Origin of the sequence: Rathayibacter sp. YIM 133350 (genome assembly GCF_037404875.1) — a bacterium.
In the GTDB taxonomy this organism is placed as follows: domain Bacteria; phylum Actinomycetota; class Actinomycetes; order Actinomycetales; family Microbacteriaceae; genus Orlajensenia.
In genome coordinates this window covers 110,222-125,278 of sequence record NZ_JBBELO010000007.1, presented here as the reverse complement: position 1 = coordinate 125,278, position 15,057 = coordinate 110,222, and the positions used below count along the sequence as shown (strand labels likewise).

The window sequence follows — 15,057 nt, the reverse complement described above, 5'->3', positions numbered from 1 at the left end:
ACGACAGTGCGTTCCCGCACACGAGTGGTTGTCTCGTCTTCGACGCTACAACGCCCGTGTTGCGACGACGTGACATCCCGCGCACAGTCGCATTTCTCCACGCCCCCCACTACCGGGGAGGGCTGCGGGTCGGTGTCAGCGCAGGTTCTTGACCATGGTCTCGCGCGTGCCGACCCGGGCCACCGGCGCGAAGCCCTCGCTGCGGTAGAGATTGACGGCGTGGTTGCCGCTCTCGACACTCAACGCGATGCGGTTGTAGCCGCGTCGCGCGGCAAGTCCGATCGTCTCGCGCAGCAGCGCCCGGCCCACTCCCTGGGCGCGCCAGTACGGCTTGACGCCGAGGATGAGTTCGGGCACGCCCACCGCCACGAAGCCGTAGCCCGGTGCATCCGTCGGGAACAGCCGGAACCAGCAGGCGCCGATGCTCTCATCGACCTCGGTATCGACGGCGACCACGCCCTCGTCGCTCGGTCGCTTCCAACCCATCACGTACCGGGAATGGGCGGAGTCCGCGATGACCTCGACGCGGTTGCGGGCGGCCAGGCGGTCCCAGTTGGCGGCCTCGACCATCATGTCGGTGAGCAATCTCGCATCGCTCGCCGTCGCCGCCCGCAGTGCGAATGCCGCCATGAACGGATGCTACGCGTCGCGTGTTACGCCTGCGTTTCGGTCTGCGACCAACCGGTGATCGCCGCCCGTGCGAGGGCGATCACCGGTGCTGCTCGCGGCTACGCCTCGACGACGACGGGGATGATCATCGGACGACGGCGAAGCGCCCGGCCCGCCCATGATCCGACGACGCGGCGGATCGCCTGCTGCAGCGCATGCTGATCGCGCACGCCCGACTGCGCGGCATCGGCGAGGGCGGAGATGATCTTGGGCTTGATCGACTCGAACACCGTCTCGTCCTCGGCCACACCGCGGGCGTGGATCTCGGGGCCCGAGATGACCTTGCCGGTGGCGGCGTCGACGACCACGATGACCGAGATGAAGCCCTCCTCGCTGAGGATGCGACGGTCCTTGAGGTCGGCATCCGTGATCGCGCCGACGCTCGAGCCGTCGACGTAGACGAAGCCGAGGTCGAGCTGGCCGACCACTTTCACCTCGCCGGCCTTCATGTCGAACACCGTGCCGTCCTCGCCGAGGAAGGTGTTCGCCTCGGGGATGCCGGTCTGCTGTGCGAGAGCCGCATTGGCCCAGAGGTGGCGCCACTCGCCGTGAACCGGGAGCACGTTCTTCGGCTGCAGGATGTTGTAGACGTAGAGCAGTTCGCCGGCGGCCGCGTGACCGGAGACGTGCACCTTGGCGTTGCCCTTGTGCACGACGTTCGCGCCGAGCTTCGTGAGGCCGTCGATGATGCGGTAGACGGCGTTCTCGTTGCCCGGGATGAGGCTGGAGGCGAGGATGACGGTGTCGCCCTCCCCCACCTCGACCGCGTGGTCGCGGTTGACCATGCGGCTGAGCACGGCCATCGGCTCCCCCTGGGAACCCGTCGACATGTAGACGATCTTCGCGTCCGGAACGTCGCCGGCCTTCTTGTAGTCGATCAGCACGCCGGCGGGAACCTTCAGGTAGCCGAGCTCGGCGGCGATGGTCATGTTGCGCACCATGCTGCGCCCGAGCAGGGCGACCCGACGGCCGTTGGCGTGGGCCGCGTCGAGCACCTGCTGCACGCGGTGCACGTGGCTCGAGAAACTGGCCACGATGACCTTGCCCGTCGCCTTGGAGATGACCTGGTCGAGCACGGGACCGATCGCGCGCTCGGGGGTGGTGAATCCCGGCACGTCGGCGTTCGTCGAGTCCACGAGGAACAGGTCGACACCGCTCTTGCCGAGGCGGGCGAACTCGCGGAGGTCGGTGAGGCGGCCATCCAGCGGCAGCTGGTCCATCTTGAAGTCGCCGGTGGCCAGAACGGTGCCGGCGGCCGAGTGGATGACGACGGCCAGCGCATCCGGTATCGAGTGGTTCACGGCGACGAACTCGAGGTCGAACGGCCCCATCGCCTCCATGTCGCCTTCCTTGACGGTGAGGACGAACGGCTTGATGCGGTGTTCCTTGAGCTTCGCCTCGATGAGGGCGAGCGTGAGGCCGGATCCGATGAGCGGGATGTCGGCCCGCAGCTTGAGCAGGTAGGGGACGGCGCCGATGTGGTCTTCGTGGCCGTGTGTCAGCACGACGCCGACGATGTCGTCGAGGCGGTCGCGGATGGGGCTGAAGTCGGGCAGGATCAGGTCGACGCCAGGCTGGTGCTCCTCGGGGAAGAGAACGCCGCAGTCGACGATGAGGATCTTGCCGTCGATCTCGAAGATGGTCATGTTGCGGCCGATCTCACCGAGTCCCCCGATGGGGATGACACGCAGGGTGCCGGACTCGAGAGGGGCGGGTTCGTAGACGTCGCGGGGCATAGGCCCTCCTGTACTGCTCAGCGTGTTGTTCCCGCGATACGCGGGAGGGCGCCGCCGGCGGCGGCATTCCTGTCGGGCCGGAAGTTCGAGAAGTCGACTCCGGCGATGTCGCGCACGAGCGCGATCTCGTCTTCGATCTGCGCGGCTTCCCATTCCTCGGGACCCACGAGGGGCAGGCGCACACGCGGGCTCGCGATGCGGCCGAGGCCGTGCAGGATGTACTTGGCCGATACCGTTCCGGGAACGTGCGTCATCACGGCGCGCACCAGCGGTTCGAGTCTCTTGTGGGCATCCGTCGCCGTGGCGAGGTCGCCGCGGTTCACGGCGTCGACGATGGTGCGGTAGGGCGTCGGGGCGATGTTCGCCGTCACGCCGACGAGCCCGGTCGCGCCGATGGCCAGGTGCGGCAGCACGTTCGCGTCATCGCCCGAGAAGTACATGAGGTCGGTCTGGTTCAGCACGCGGCTGACCTCGCTGAAGTCGCCCTTGGCGTCTTTGACGGCGAGGATGTTGGGGTGCTTGGCCAGGCGCACGAGCGTCTCGTAGCGGATGGGCACGCCGGTGCGGCCGGGGATGTCGTAGAGCAGCACGGGCAGGTCGGTCGCATCCGCGATCATGCGGAAGTGGGTCAGGATGCCGGCCTGGGTCGGCTTGTTGTAGTACGGCGTGACGATCATGTTGCCGTCGGCGCCGGCCTTCTCGCTCTGCTGGGCGAGCTGGATGGCGTGCGCGGTCTCGTTGGAGCCGCCGCCGGTGATGATCTTCGCACGGCCGTCGGCCACGGACTTGCCCACCTCGACGAGCCGCAGCTTCTCGGCATCCGTCAGCGTGCTGGTCTCGCCGGTCGTTCCGGTGACGACGATTCCGTCGGCACCCGCCGTGATGACGGAGTCGATGTGCTTCTCGACCCCGGGCCAATCGACTTCGCCATCGGCGGTGAAGGGCGTGACGAGCGCGACAAGCACCTGTCCGAAGGGATTCTCGATGGACACGTCCCGAGTGTATCGGTTCGCCGGGTGCGGTCACGGCGTGTGACGGGTCGGGCGTCGGGTGGTTCAGGCCCGGGTATAGGTGAGGAAGCGGTAGCGCAGGCCGGTGCGGGAGGTGTGCCATCCCTCGGCGGGGTCGATGGATGCCGGGTGCCAAGTATCCGCGTCGATGGCCGGGGCCAGCGTGTCGCCCTCGACCTCGAGGTCGATCTCGGTCACCTCGAGCACGTCGGCCGCATCGATGACGGATGCGTAGACCTGCCCTCCCCCGATGACCCAGACGGTGGGCGGCACCAACGCCGGCGCTGCCGCGCCGGCGTTGCGCCACTTCGGCGGGCGTTGCGCCAGATCTTCTGGCGCAAGGGCCGCGGAAATGGCGCAACCGGCGAGGGAGAGCGCGTCCTGCACCGAGGGCGCGGCCTCGGCGCCCTCGGCGCTCCAGGCGGGCGAGCGGGTGACGACGATGTTGCGCCGGCCGGGCAGCGGTCGGAACCGCTCGGGGATCGAGTCCCACGTGCGGCGGCCCATGATGACGGGACCATCCATCGTGACCTGCTTGAAGTGCGCGAGGTCCTCGGGCAGGTGCCAGGGCATCAGTCCCCCGCTGCCGATCACGCCGTCGCGTGCCTGCGCCCAGATGAGGCCGACGCGGACTCGCGGGGCGGCATCCGTCATACCGCGACGGCCGCTCGGATGGCGGGATGGTGCTGGTAGTCCAGCAGCTCGATGTCGTCGTAGGTGTAGTCGAACAGCGAGTCGCGCGGTGCCAGGCGCACGCGGGGATACGGGAAGGGCTCGCGCGTGAGCTGCTCCCTCACCTGCTCGACGTGGTTGTCGTAGATGTGGCAGTCGCCACCCGTCCAGACGAACTCGCCGGGCTCGAGCCCCGTCTGCGCCGCGACCATGAGCGTGAGCAGGGCGTAGGAGGCGATGTTGAACGGCACTCCGAGAAAGAGGTCGCCGCTGCGCTGGTAGAGCTGGCACGAGAGCTTGCCGTCGGCCACGTAGAACTGGAACAGGGCGTGGCAAGGGGCCAGCGCCATGTCGGGGATGTCGGCGGGATTCCACGCCGAGACGATGAGCCGACGCGAGTCGGGCGTGGCGCGGATGTCGTTGAGCACCTGGGAGATCTGGTCGATGTGCCCACCGGAGGGGGTGGGCCACGAGCGCCACTGCACGCCGTAGACCGGTCCGAGCTCTCCGGATGCGTCGGCCCACTCGTCCCAGATGCTCACGCCGTTCTCGCGCAGCCAGGCCACGTTGGACTCGCCGCGCAGGAACCACAGCAGTTCATACGCGATCGACTTGAAGTGCACGCGCTTCGTGGTGATGAGCGGGAAGGACTCGCTCAGGTCGAAGCGCAGCTGCCGGCCGAAGACGCTGCGCGTTCCCGTTCCGGTGCGGTCGCTCTTCTGCGTGCCGTGCTCGAGAACATCGCGCAGCAGGTCTTCGTACGGGGTCGGAATCGGCTGGCTCATCGCGTCGATGCTACCGCGGCCCAGCCTCGCATCCGAGGTGCGACGCCGCTGTTCGACACGAAGGCAGGCGACACGAGAAATCTTGGTATTCAGTGTTGCTATCTACCGGTACTCATGCTTACTATGTACCGGTACCAAGTGACACCGAGTAGTAGGAAGGAGGGCCTCATGGGCAAGCAGACGACGGAGATGCTCAAGGGCACGTTAGAGGGCATCGTGCTCGCCATCCTGGCCGTGCAGCCGGCATACGGCTACGACATCACGGCCCGGCTGCGCGACCAGGGCTTCTCCGACATCGCCGAGGGCACCATCTACGCCCTGCTGGTCAGGATCGAGCAGCGCGGCCTCGTCGACGTCGAGAAGATCCCGTCGGAGAAAGGGCCGCCGCGCAAGGTGTACTCGCTGAACGCACAGGGCGCCGAGTACCTCGAGGAGTTCTGGAAGACCTGGAGCTTTCTCGCTGAGCGCATCGAACAGCTCCACCACCGCATCGAACACCCGCAGAAAGAAGGAGAGTAACCATGGCTGCCAAGTGGATCGAGGTCCTCACAGGATCGCTCGAGCAGAAGAAGCAGTACCGGCAGTACAAGGCGCGCCTCGAGGCCCTGCCCGAGCCGTACCGCGCGGCCGCCAAGGCCGTTGACCGCTACCTCATGTACACCGGCGGAGTCACCGATGGCGACACCATGGTGAAGATGCTCGGCGACTCCGCCGATCTCTGGGAGCGGGCCGCCATCGACGCAACGCCCGTCGCCGACATCGTCGGCGATGACCCCGTTGAGTTCGCCGAGGACTTCGCCGCGGCGTACGTCGGCAAGCGCTGGATCGACAAGGAGCGCGCTCGCCTGAACCAGGCGATCGAGGACGCGAAGGGAGACGAGCACAAATGAGTGCCCAGCCCACCCTCGAACCCGCCATCCGGGTGACGGGAATCACCAAGTCCTTCAAGGACCTCCACGTGCTGCGCGGCGTCGACTTCGACGTCACCGCGGGCAGCATCTTCGCCCTGCTCGGCTCGAACGGCGCGGGGAAGACCACGCTCGTGCGCATCCTCTCCACACTGCTGAAGGCGGATGCGGGCCTTGCCACGGTGCACGGCTTCGACGTCGCGACCAAGGCCGGCGACGTGCGGGAGTCCATCAGCCTGACGGGCCAATTCGCCGCGGTCGACGAGGTGCTCACCGGCCGCGAGAACCTCGTCCTCGTCGCCAAGCTGCGCCACCTGAAGAACCCGGGCGGGATCGCCGACGACCTGCTCGCCCGCTTCTCGCTGACGGATGCCGGTGGCCGCCGTGCGGGCACTTACTCGGGCGGCATGCGGCGTCGGCTCGACATCGCGATGAGCCTGATCGGCAACCCGCCGATCATCTTCCTCGACGAGCCGACGACCGGACTGGACCCGCAGGCCCGCATCGAGGTCTGGCAGACGGTCAAGCAGCTCGCGAAGGTCGGCACGACCGTACTGCTGACCACCCAGTACCTCGATGAGGCCGAGCAGCTGGCCGATCGCATCGCGATCCTGCACAAGGGCACGATCATCCAGAACGGCACCCTGAGCGAGCTGAAGCAGCTGCTGCCGCCCGCCGAGGTGGAGTACGTCGAGAAGCAGCCCTCCCTCGAAGACGTCTTCCTCGCCCTCGTCGGCGAGACCGGCGAGGCCGGCGAGACCGGCGAGACCGGCTCGCAGGAGAGCACCACGAACGACACCGCACCCACAGGAAGGGAACTCCGATGACCAGCTACGCTCTCGCCGACACCGGCGTGCTCACGGGGCGCTCTCTGCGCCACATCCTCCGCAGTCCCGACACCATCATCACGACCGCGGTCACCCCGATCGCGCTCATGCTGCTGTTCGTCTACGTGCTCGGCGGCGCCATCAACACCGGCACCGACGAGTCGTACGTGAGCTACCTGCTCCCGGGCATCCTGCTCATCACGATCGCATCGGGCGTCGCGTACACCTCGTACCGGCTGTTCCTCGACCTGCAGGGCGGCATCTTCGAGCGCTTCCAGTCGATGCCGATCGCACGCTCGAGCGTGCTGTGGGCGCACGTGCTCACCTCGCTCGTGGCGAACCTCGTCTCCGTGGCGATCGTCGTCGGGGTGGCACTTCTCATGGGGTTCCGCACCGGGGCATCCGTTGGCGCGTGGCTCGCCGTCGCCGGCATCCTCATCCTGTTCACTCTCGCGCTCACCTGGCTCGCCGTCATCGCGGGCCTGTCGGCGAAGTCCGTGGACGGGGCGAGCGCCTTCAGCTACCCGCTGATCTTCCTGCCGTTCATCAGCTCCGCGTTCGTCCCCACCGACTCGATGCCGGGCCCGGTGGCCTGGTTCGCCGAGAACCAGCCGGTGACCTCGATCGTGAACACGGTCCGGGCACTGTTCGCGCAGCAGCCCGTCGGCAGCGACATCTGGATCGCCCTGGCCTGGCTCGTGGGCATCCTCGTGGTCGCCTACGGCTTCGCCATCAGCATCTACCGCCGCAAGATCAGCTGAACCGCGACGGGGGCGTAGATACCGCGTTGCCATCTCCCTAGGCTGAGCTGTACGACACGAGGAGGATGCGATGGAGATCACGAGCGAAGCCACCACCGTCTGGAACGGTGAACTGATCACGGGAAGCGGAAGCGTCAGCCTCGACTCGTCGCAGACGGCCTCCTTCCCCCTGACCTGGAAGGCGCGGGCGGAGGGCGCGGTCGGCACGACCAATCCCGAGGAGCTGCTCGCCGCGGCGCACGCCAGCTGCTTCTCGATGGCGTTCTCGAACGAGCTCACCAAGGCCGGCCACAGCCCCACCTCGATCCAGACCACGGCCGCCGTCACCTTCGAGGCCGGACGCGGGGTCGTTGGCTCGCACCTGCTCGTCAACGCCGACGTTCCCGGCATCAGCGACGAGGACTTCCACCGCATCGCCGAAGACGCCAAGACCAACTGCCCGATCTCCAAGGCGCTCGCCGGAATTCCGATCACCCTCGAGGCCGACCGGGCGTAGCGACCCGACATGCGCATCCTCATCTCCGGGGCTTCCGGCTTCATCGGCGGCGAGCTTCGACGCGCCCTCGAGGCCGACGGGCACGAGGTCGTCCGCCTCGTGCGACGGCCGGTGCGCGGGTCCGACGAGGTCGAATGGCATCCGGAGGAGGGCGCCATCCCGGGTGGCGTCATGGACTCCATCGACGCCGTCATCAACCTCTCCGGCGCCTCGCTCGCGCGGCTGCCCTGGACCCCCGGCTACAAGCGCGAGATCCTCGCGTCGCGGCTGCGGGCCACGCACACGCTGACGGATGCGATGCGCACCGCGACCAGTCCACCGCTGATCTTCCTGAGCGCCTCTGCCGTCGGCTACTACGGCGACCGGCCGGGCGAACGGCTCACCGAGACCTCTGCGCAGGGCACGGGCTTCCTCGCCGACGTCGTCGGCGAATGGGAGAAGGCCGCGCACCGCGCGCCGCCCGAGGTGCACGTGGTCACCCTGCGCACCGGACTCGTCATCGGCCGCGGCGGCGTGATGTCGATGGTGGAGCTGCAGGCACGGCTGGGCCTTGCCGGTCCGCTCGGCGGCGGGCAACAGCACTGGCCCTGGATCACGCTGCCCGATGAGGTCGCCGCCATCCGTCACCTGCTGACGACGGATGTCGACGGCCCGGTGAACCTGGTTGCGCCGACGCCCACGACGGCGGAACGCATCATGCGCGCCTTCACCGACCGACTGCACCGGCCCTATCTGCTGCCTGCCCCGAAGAAGCTCGTCTCGCTCGCCCTGCAGGATGCCCGCGACCTTCTGCTGGCCGACGCGGAGGTCGTGCCGCAACGCCTGCTCGAGACTGGCTTCCGCTTTCGGCACGAGACGCCCGAGGCGGCCATCGAGTGGATGCTCAGCGGTCGGACGCCGCGCCGGGCCGATCCGAACGGCGACGCCGTTCGTCACGCTCGAGCCTGAGGGAGTGACGGATGGCGCCGCGCGCCCGCCGCCGATCCCCGGCCGCGTCGTAGGCCAGCCCGAGGCGGAACCAGCTGCGCCAGTCCTCGGGTGCGGCTTCGACCTGCGCCTGGTAGCGGCCGAAGTCCGCTGTCGCGGCGTCGCGGTCGGGTCGGCCGCTCGGCCGGGTCTCCAGGTCCTCGACGGGCAGGGCATCCTCACGGTCGAGTTGCTGCACGATGCGCTGGGTCGCCAGGCCGAAAGCGAGTTCGCGCCACAACGCCCACGCCCCCACGAGCGGCAGCACGATGAGAGCAACTCCCATGATGATGGCGATCGGATCGCCGGTCAGCACGAACTGCACCGCGCGCCAGCCGATCAGCACGAAGTAGATCACGAGCAGCACCGCCATGAGCAGCACGGCCAGACGGGCCTTCATGGTCGCTATCGCCCGATTCCGAGGTCGATCAGGTTGTCCAGTCCCACCGTGATGCCCTCGGCATCCGCGAGCCGGCGCAGCGCGAGCAGGATGCCCTGTTCGTAGGCCTCGGGCGACACCGTGTCGTGACGCACGCTCAGGGTCTCGCCGCGCCCGCCGAAGATCACCTGCTGGCTGGCCTGAACGCCCTCGAGCCGCAGGCTGTGCACCGGGATGGAGGCGACCTGCTGGCCGCGCGCCCGCTGGTCGGTGTGGGCAGCCTCGACCGGTCCGCGATCACCGCGTGCAGCGCCGATGAGCTCGGCGGTGCGCACGGCCGTTCCCGACGGCGAGTCGACCTTGCCGGCGTGGTGGGCCTCGACGATCTCGATGGAATCGAAGTAACGGGCCGCGACGGTGGCGAGCAGCGTTCCGATGACCGACCCGAGCGAGAAGTTGGGCACGATGATCACGGCGGTGCCCTCATGCGCGGCGACCGTTGAGCGCAGCCCGTCGATGCGCTCCTGGGTCCAGCCGGAGGTTCCGACCAGGACACGGCGGCCGTTCTCGATCGCGAACTCCACCACCTCCTGGCTCACGGCGGGATGGCTGACATCGACCACGAGGTCGCCCGCGAGCATCTCGCTGAATGAGCTGCGCGAGTCCAGCTCGGCGACGAGTTCGAAGTCGTCGGTCGCCCGAACGAGCGCGCTCACCTGGCGGCCGAGCTTGCCAGTGGCGCCGACGACGGCAACGCGTTGAGTCACCGGCTAACCCTATCGCGCACCGTCGAACCCACCCGGACGGCGACCTAGGCTGGGGTGATGGTGGATTTCCGCGAAGCGCCCGTGACGGATGCCACAGCGCACGCCCTGCTCGCCGAGTACTTCGCCGAGCGGGAATTGACCTTCCCGACGGCGGGGGGCTATCGCACCACGTTCCCCGCTCCTGAGCACTTCGAGCCGCCGGCCGGCGTGTTCCTGCTCGTGCTCGACGCGTCGCGGAAGCCGATCGGATGCGGCGGTCTGCGTCGTATCGACGACGGCGATGACGGCCGGGTGCGCTTCGAGGTCAAGCACCTCTTCCTTCGGCCGAGCGCGCGCGGCCTCGGAGCCGGGCGGGGCCTGTTGCAGGAACTGGAGCGCCGCGCCGTCTCGATGGGGGCGGACGAGGTCGTGCTTGACACGAATGCGAGCCTGCAGGCGGCCGGCGGGCTCTACCGCAGCTCCGGCTACGTCGACATCCCGCCCTACAACGAGAACCCGAACGCGACGAACTGGTTCGGCAAGCGCCTGCGCCTCTGAGGGCGCGGTGCACTCACGCCGGCAAGGGCTCCGACATGCCTGTGACCAGCTCGGCGGGCAGGTGCGAGAGGCTGTTGTGCATCAGCAGCGTCCAGGGCCGGCCCGGCTTCTGCTGAAGCACCGTCAGGCCGCAGTTGGCGGCCGGGATGCTCATCCATCGCCAGTCCGGAGCACCGAGGGCCTCGCGCACGAACCAGCCGATGACGAAGTTGTGCGTGATGAGCAGGTCGTGACGCTCGCCGCGGGCGGGCTTCAGGAACTCGGCGACGGCGTCCTCCATCTGCGCCCGGCCGGCCTCGATCTGGTCGTCGGTGACCGATCCGAAGAAGGCGTCGAACGCGTCCGGGGTCTCGGCCGAGGGCCCGGAGGGGATGCAGTCCATCAGCAGCGGAGTCGGTTCCGGCGTGATGGCCGGCATCCGTTCGGCGATGATCGCCGCCGTCTCCTCGGCGCGCTGGAGCGGAGAATGCCAGGCGGCGTCGAACGGCACTCCCCCGAGCCGTTCGGCGAGCAGTTGGGCCTGCCGCTTGCCCCGGGCCGAGAGCGGACCGTCGGGAAGGCCGTGCTCGGCATGCTGCTGCTCGCCGTGACGAACGAGGTAGACGTAGTGGGAGTGGGTCACCATTGGCCCTTTCGGAGCGGAGCGCTTACGCGACGTGCGGAATCAGGTGTGCGAAGCGATCGGCGTCGACCGTTCCCACAGCGGCGAGCGAGAGGGGACGCTCGACGAGCTCTGCGGCGAGCACGCGCACGTCCTCGGCCGTGACGAGGGCCACGCGCCGCAGCCCCTCATCGAGGTCCACGAACTCGCCCTGCGTGATCTCGGAGCGGCCGAGTCGGGTCATGCGGGTGTCGGAGTCCTCGAGTGCCAGGGCGGATGCGCCCGAGATCTGCCCGACGGCGCGTTCCATCTCGGCGGCCGTGACACCGTCGGCGGCAAGACGGCGCAACTCATCGAGCATGAGCTCGGCCACCTGCGGCGCCTTGGCCGGCGAGCAGCCCGCATACATGCCGAACACGCCCGCATCCGAGTAACCCGGCGAGAAGGAGTACACCGAGTAGGCGAGGCCGCGCTTCTCGCGCACCTCCTGGAACAGGCGCGACGACATGCCGCCGCCGAAGATCGAGTTGAGCACGCTCATCGTCATGCGCCGGTCATCGGTGGCCACGAGAGCCGGCATGCCGAGGAACATGTTGACCTGCTCGAGCGGACGGTCCACGACGACGATCGGGTTTCCGCGCACGATCTCGGCCTGTTCCGATGAGCGTCGGGAGACCGGCGCCGCCTCGACGGAGAGATCCCAGCCCGCGGCCACGAGGGCGCGGGTCACGACGTCGACGAGGGCATCGTGGTCCACGGCCCCGGCGGCCGTCACGACGAGATCCTGGGCGCGGTAGTTGGCCCGATAGTGGTCCCAGACCGCCGAGCGGGTGACCGCCTCGATGGTGTCGGGGCTGCCGCCGATGGGCCGGCCGAGCGGGTGCGCGCCGAAGACGGCCTCGAAGAACCGCTCGTTCGCCACGTCGGCGGGGTCGTCCTCGGCCATCGAGAGCTCTTCGAGGATGACGCCGCGCTCGTTCTCGAACTCGGTGGCGTCCAGCAGCGACGAGGTGAGCATGTCGGTGAGCACCTCGGCCGCCATGGGAAGGTCGCGATCACGCACCTTCGCGTAGTAGCAGGTGTACTCCTTGGCCGTCATGGCGTTGTGCTCGCCGCCGACGGCGTCGAACGAGATGGCGATGTCGAGCGCCGAACGGGTTCCCGTTCCCTTGAAGAGCAGGTGCTCGAGGAAGTGGGTCGAGCCGAAGGTCGCCGGGTGCTCGACGAGGCCGTGCGCCGCCGGGATGGCGGGCAGTTCGTCGCGGGAGCCGACGGCCACCCAGTAGCCGATGGTGGCGCTGCTGGAACCGGGCACGTGCTCGGTGAGGATGCGCACGCCGCTCGGCAGCACGGAGCGCCGGACGAGAGCGTCTCCGGCGGCGGTCACGGACAGTTCGGCCAGGCCGAGGGGAAGGTCAACCGCGCCGTTCATCACTGCTCCACTCTATGCGAGACCCGCGTCACCGACCGCCCGCGGCCGGAGGTGCCGCGCGGCAGAGCATCCGTTCGCGTTACCGGGTGACGCGATCGAGGTCGAGCATGTCGGCGCGCGTGAGGCGCACCCGGGGTGCTGCCATGAGTGCGTGCAGCTCGGCGATGGAACGCGCGCCGGTGACCGGGGCCACAACGCCCCTCTTCGCCAGCAGCCAGGCGATCGCGATCGTGGCGGACGTGACGCCGTGGTCGTTGGCGACCCGGTCGAGCACCGCCTGCGTGCGCTGGCCGCGTCGGCCGAGATAGCGCAGCGCCCGCGATGGCCGAGGGTCATCGCCGTCACGGCCGGCGAGCACGCCGTGAGCCAGCGGCCCCGACGGGAAGACGGCCAGGCCCTGCGCCGCCGCGACCACCGACACGCTGGACTCGAACGCATCGCGCTCGCCGAGGCTGTAGCGGGTCTGGATGGCACGGAAGGCGGGCAGTCCGTTGGCGGCGAGCACCCGCGCCTCGAGCAGCCGCTCCGCCGAGAATCCGGCCGCGGCGATGTGCCCGACCTTTCCGGCACGGATGAGGGCATCGATGGCGCCGAGGCTCTCTTCGAGTTCGACGGGAACGCCGGGAGCCTCGCGCAGGAACAGCAGGTCGAGGCGCTCGACGCCGAGCCGCTGCAGCGAGGCATCGACGGCGGCGCGGACGTTGACCGGCGTCAGCCCCGGGAAGTCTGAGCCTCCACCGACTGTCGTGGCGATGACGACGTCGTCACGGCAGCCGCGCTGGGCGAGCCACGCGCCGATGAGTCGCTCGCTCGGACGGGCGATGAGGGCGTCGACGGTGTCGATGAGGTTGCCGCCGCCCTCGCGGTAACGGTCGAGCAACTCGATGGCGGTGTGCTGGTCGATGGTGCGCACGAAGCGCTGGGCGCCGAGGGCGAGGGGGAAGACCCAGAGGTCGGTGTCGGGGATGTGCCGGCGGGCCGGCGCGACGACGTTCTGAACGCCGACGGGTCCGGAGAGGGGGGAGGGAATGTCGAGGGGTTCGGGCACCGCGATGCTCATCGGACGCACAGCCTCTTCCCCGGCCTGCGACACCACCTGAGACATGCTCAATCCCTCCCCTCTGGTATCTGAGCGTAGGGCAGGGCGCCGACATCCCTCGGCTCAGCGGCTGCGATTCGCGCGAACCGTTACCCAAACGTTCGCTGGTGAACGCACGGTGAACGTGTCAGCCGGCCTCGGCCCGCCTCAGCACGGCTTCCGCGTGCCGCAGGAGGGGTGCATCGACCATTCTGTCGGCGTGCCGGAAGACGCCGTGCGCCCCGGCCGCTGCCGCGATCACCGCCCGCGCCTCGGCGATCGCGTCGTCGCTCGGGCGGTAGGCGTCACGGATGGTGGCGACCTGCGAGGGGTGGATGCAGGCGGTCGCGTGGAAGCCGCTGCCGACGGCGTCGCGGGCCTGCCCAGCGAGCCCGTCGACGTCGTCGATGTCGGGATGCACGGTGTCGATCGCCGCGATGCCGGCCGCGCCGGCCGCCAGCAGGACCGCTGAGCGGGCGTAGCGGGCGACGTCGCGGTAGCGCCCGTCCGCATGCCTGCTGCCGGTACCCCCGAGAGAGGCCACCAGGTCTTCGGCTCCCCACATCAGTGCGACCACGCCGCTCTCCCGTGCGATCAGCGGCGCCGCCAGCACGCCGGCCGCGGTCTCGCAGAGCGCGATGATCTCGTAGCCCGTGAGGGCGTGCAGCTGCTCGGCGCTCTCGCACTTGGGAACCATGACGAACCGGTAGGCCGTGGCCTGCAGGGCCGAGAGGTCGGCGGAGAAGTCGTGCGAGCCGATCGGATTGACCCGCACGATGGTGCGCTCCGGGTCCAGCGCGGTGTCGACGAGCGCCTCGCGCGCGAACTCGCGATCATCGTGACCGACGGCGTCCTCGAGGTCGATGATGACGGCGTCGGCCCGGTCGAGGGCCTTCTGATAGCGCTCGGGACGATCGCCGGGACAGAACAGCAGTGCCGGGCCGAGGGTGAACCTCATCGCTTCGCCCCTTCGCACCACACGAGCGCGGTACGCGCGGCAGTGGCCACGACCTCCTCCTTCTGGTTGCGGGCGACGTGCGCGAACGTCACGACACCCTGGCCGGGGCGTGAGGCCGACAGCCGCTTTCCCCGTACCCGGCTCTCGCAGTACAGCGTGTCGCCGATGAAGACCGGTGCGGGGAATGCCACCTCCGCGAAGCCGAGGTTCGCCACGAGGGTGCCGAGTGTCAGCTGCGCCACCGACGCCCCGACGAGCGTGGACAGCGTGAACATGGAGTTCACCAGCCGCTGGCGGAACGGCTCCTGCGCGGCGGCCTCCGCGTCGAGGTGCAACGGCTGCGTGTTCATCGTGAGGGTCGTGAACAGCACGTTGTCGGCCTCCGTCACCGTACGGCCGGGGCGATGGAGATAACGGGCATCGAGGTCGAACTCCTCGAACCAGAGACCGCGCTGCGTGATGTCGTGCGTCATGA

General features: G+C 68.9%; 19 protein-coding genes. 7 read left to right on the top strand and 12 right to left on the bottom strand.

The features are described from left to right. Positions 1-135: 135 nt before the first annotated feature. The 5 genes from WDJ51_RS01575 to WDJ51_RS01555 all read right to left on the bottom strand — a co-directional run bounded on the left by WDJ51_RS01575 (position 136) and on the right by WDJ51_RS01555 (position 4,872). Entirely contained in the window at positions 136-630 is a 495-nt protein-coding gene (locus WDJ51_RS01575; RefSeq protein WP_337850666.1) for a GNAT family N-acetyltransferase, read from the bottom strand. Positions 631-728: 98 nt separating this feature from the next. Beyond that, positions 729-2,405 carry a ribonuclease J gene (locus tag WDJ51_RS01570; RefSeq protein WP_337850665.1) on the bottom strand — a complete coding sequence of 559 codons (1,677 nt, stop codon included), beginning with the start codon at positions 2,403-2,405 and terminating at the stop codon, positions 729-731. A 17-nt stretch (positions 2,406-2,422) separates the two neighbouring features. Continuing rightward, on the bottom strand, positions 2,423-3,397 hold the full coding sequence (gene dapA / locus WDJ51_RS01565; RefSeq protein WP_337850664.1) for a 4-hydroxy-tetrahydrodipicolinate synthase: 975 nt from the start codon (positions 3,395-3,397) through the stop codon (positions 2,423-2,425). A gap of 63 nt (positions 3,398-3,460) precedes the next feature. Further along, complete coding sequence (locus WDJ51_RS01560) at positions 3,461-4,069, bottom strand: dihydrofolate reductase (protein ID WP_337850663.1); 609 nt, start codon at positions 4,067-4,069, stop codon at positions 3,461-3,463. Further along, the gene (locus WDJ51_RS01555) at positions 4,066-4,872 is read right to left on the bottom strand and encodes a thymidylate synthase (protein ID WP_337850662.1); all 807 of its coding nucleotides are present in this window, start codon (positions 4,870-4,872) and stop codon (positions 4,066-4,068) included. Before WDJ51_RS01555 ends, WDJ51_RS01560 begins: the two co-directional genes overlap by 4 nt. Before the next feature lie 168 nt (positions 4,873-5,040). On the opposite strand from WDJ51_RS01555, the gene WDJ51_RS01550 reads away from it, so the two are divergent. The 6 genes from WDJ51_RS01550 (at position 5,041) to WDJ51_RS01525 (ending at position 8,812) form a co-directional block, all read left to right on the top strand. Beyond that, entirely contained in the window at positions 5,041-5,391 is a 351-nt protein-coding gene (locus WDJ51_RS01550) for a PadR family transcriptional regulator (RefSeq protein ID WP_337850661.1), read from the top strand. Positions 5,392-5,393: 2 nt separating this feature from the next. Next, positions 5,394-5,762, top strand: a complete 369-nt coding sequence (locus tag WDJ51_RS01545) for a DUF1048 domain-containing protein (RefSeq protein ID WP_337850660.1) — start codon at positions 5,394-5,396, stop codon at positions 5,760-5,762. Beyond that, the gene (locus tag WDJ51_RS01540) at positions 5,759-6,607 is read left to right on the top strand and encodes an ABC transporter ATP-binding protein (protein WP_337850659.1); all 849 of its coding nucleotides are present in this window, start codon (positions 5,759-5,761) and stop codon (positions 6,605-6,607) included. The genes WDJ51_RS01545 and WDJ51_RS01540 overlap by 4 nt, the downstream gene beginning before the upstream one ends. Continuing rightward, a complete protein-coding gene (locus WDJ51_RS01535) occupies positions 6,604-7,368 on the top strand; it encodes an ABC transporter permease (RefSeq protein WP_337850658.1) in 765 nt (254 codons plus the stop codon). The genes WDJ51_RS01540 and WDJ51_RS01535 overlap by 4 nt, the downstream gene beginning before the upstream one ends. A 70-nt stretch (positions 7,369-7,438) precedes the next feature. Further along, positions 7,439-7,864, top strand: a complete 426-nt coding sequence (locus WDJ51_RS01530) for an OsmC family peroxiredoxin (RefSeq protein WP_337850657.1) — start codon at positions 7,439-7,441, stop codon at positions 7,862-7,864. Between the two features lie 9 nt (positions 7,865-7,873). Then, positions 7,874-8,812, top strand: coding sequence for a TIGR01777 family oxidoreductase (locus WDJ51_RS01525; RefSeq protein ID WP_337850656.1), 939 nt, complete (start codon positions 7,874-7,876; stop codon positions 8,810-8,812). On the opposite strand, the gene WDJ51_RS01520 is transcribed toward WDJ51_RS01525, so the two are convergent. Together WDJ51_RS01520 and dapB are read right to left on the bottom strand one after the other, a co-directional pair. After that, the gene (locus WDJ51_RS01520) at positions 8,748-9,230 is read right to left on the bottom strand and encodes a hypothetical protein (protein WP_337850655.1); all 483 of its coding nucleotides are present in this window, start codon (positions 9,228-9,230) and stop codon (positions 8,748-8,750) included. The genes WDJ51_RS01525 and WDJ51_RS01520 overlap by 65 nt on opposite strands. A 5-nt stretch (positions 9,231-9,235) precedes the next feature. Then, the gene (gene dapB / locus WDJ51_RS01515) at positions 9,236-9,976 is read right to left on the bottom strand and encodes a 4-hydroxy-tetrahydrodipicolinate reductase (RefSeq protein WP_337850654.1); all 741 of its coding nucleotides are present in this window, start codon (positions 9,974-9,976) and stop codon (positions 9,236-9,238) included. Between the two features lie 57 nt (positions 9,977-10,033). Here dapB and WDJ51_RS01510 point away from each other — a divergent pair, with 57 nt between their 5' ends. Beyond that, the gene (locus WDJ51_RS01510; protein WP_337850653.1) at positions 10,034-10,513 is read left to right on the top strand and encodes a GNAT family N-acetyltransferase; all 480 of its coding nucleotides are present in this window, start codon (positions 10,034-10,036) and stop codon (positions 10,511-10,513) included. Positions 10,514-10,526: 13 nt separating this feature from the next. Here the strand turns inward: WDJ51_RS01510 and WDJ51_RS01505 are convergent, their stop codons facing one another. The 5 genes from WDJ51_RS01505 to WDJ51_RS01485 form a co-directional block, all read right to left on the bottom strand. After that, positions 10,527-11,138, bottom strand: coding sequence for a histidine phosphatase family protein (locus tag WDJ51_RS01505; protein WP_337850652.1), 612 nt, complete (start codon positions 11,136-11,138; stop codon positions 10,527-10,529). Positions 11,139-11,160: 22 nt separating this feature from the next. Beyond that, complete coding sequence (locus tag WDJ51_RS01500) at positions 11,161-12,546, bottom strand: M16 family metallopeptidase (protein ID WP_337850651.1); 1,386 nt, start codon at positions 12,544-12,546, stop codon at positions 11,161-11,163. A gap of 79 nt (positions 12,547-12,625) precedes the next feature. Further along, on the bottom strand, positions 12,626-13,606 hold the full coding sequence (locus WDJ51_RS01495) for an aldo/keto reductase (RefSeq protein ID WP_337850650.1): 981 nt from the start codon (positions 13,604-13,606) through the stop codon (positions 12,626-12,628). Between the two features lie 166 nt (positions 13,607-13,772). Continuing rightward, positions 13,773-14,582 (bottom strand): HpcH/HpaI aldolase/citrate lyase family protein, encoded by an 810-nt coding sequence (locus tag WDJ51_RS01490; RefSeq protein ID WP_337850649.1) that lies wholly within the window; start codon positions 14,580-14,582, stop codon positions 13,773-13,775. Next, complete coding sequence (locus tag WDJ51_RS01485; protein ID WP_337850648.1) at positions 14,579-15,055, bottom strand: MaoC family dehydratase; 477 nt, start codon at positions 15,053-15,055, stop codon at positions 14,579-14,581. The genes WDJ51_RS01490 and WDJ51_RS01485 overlap by 4 nt, the downstream gene beginning before the upstream one ends. Positions 15,056-15,057: the final 2 nt, after the last annotated feature.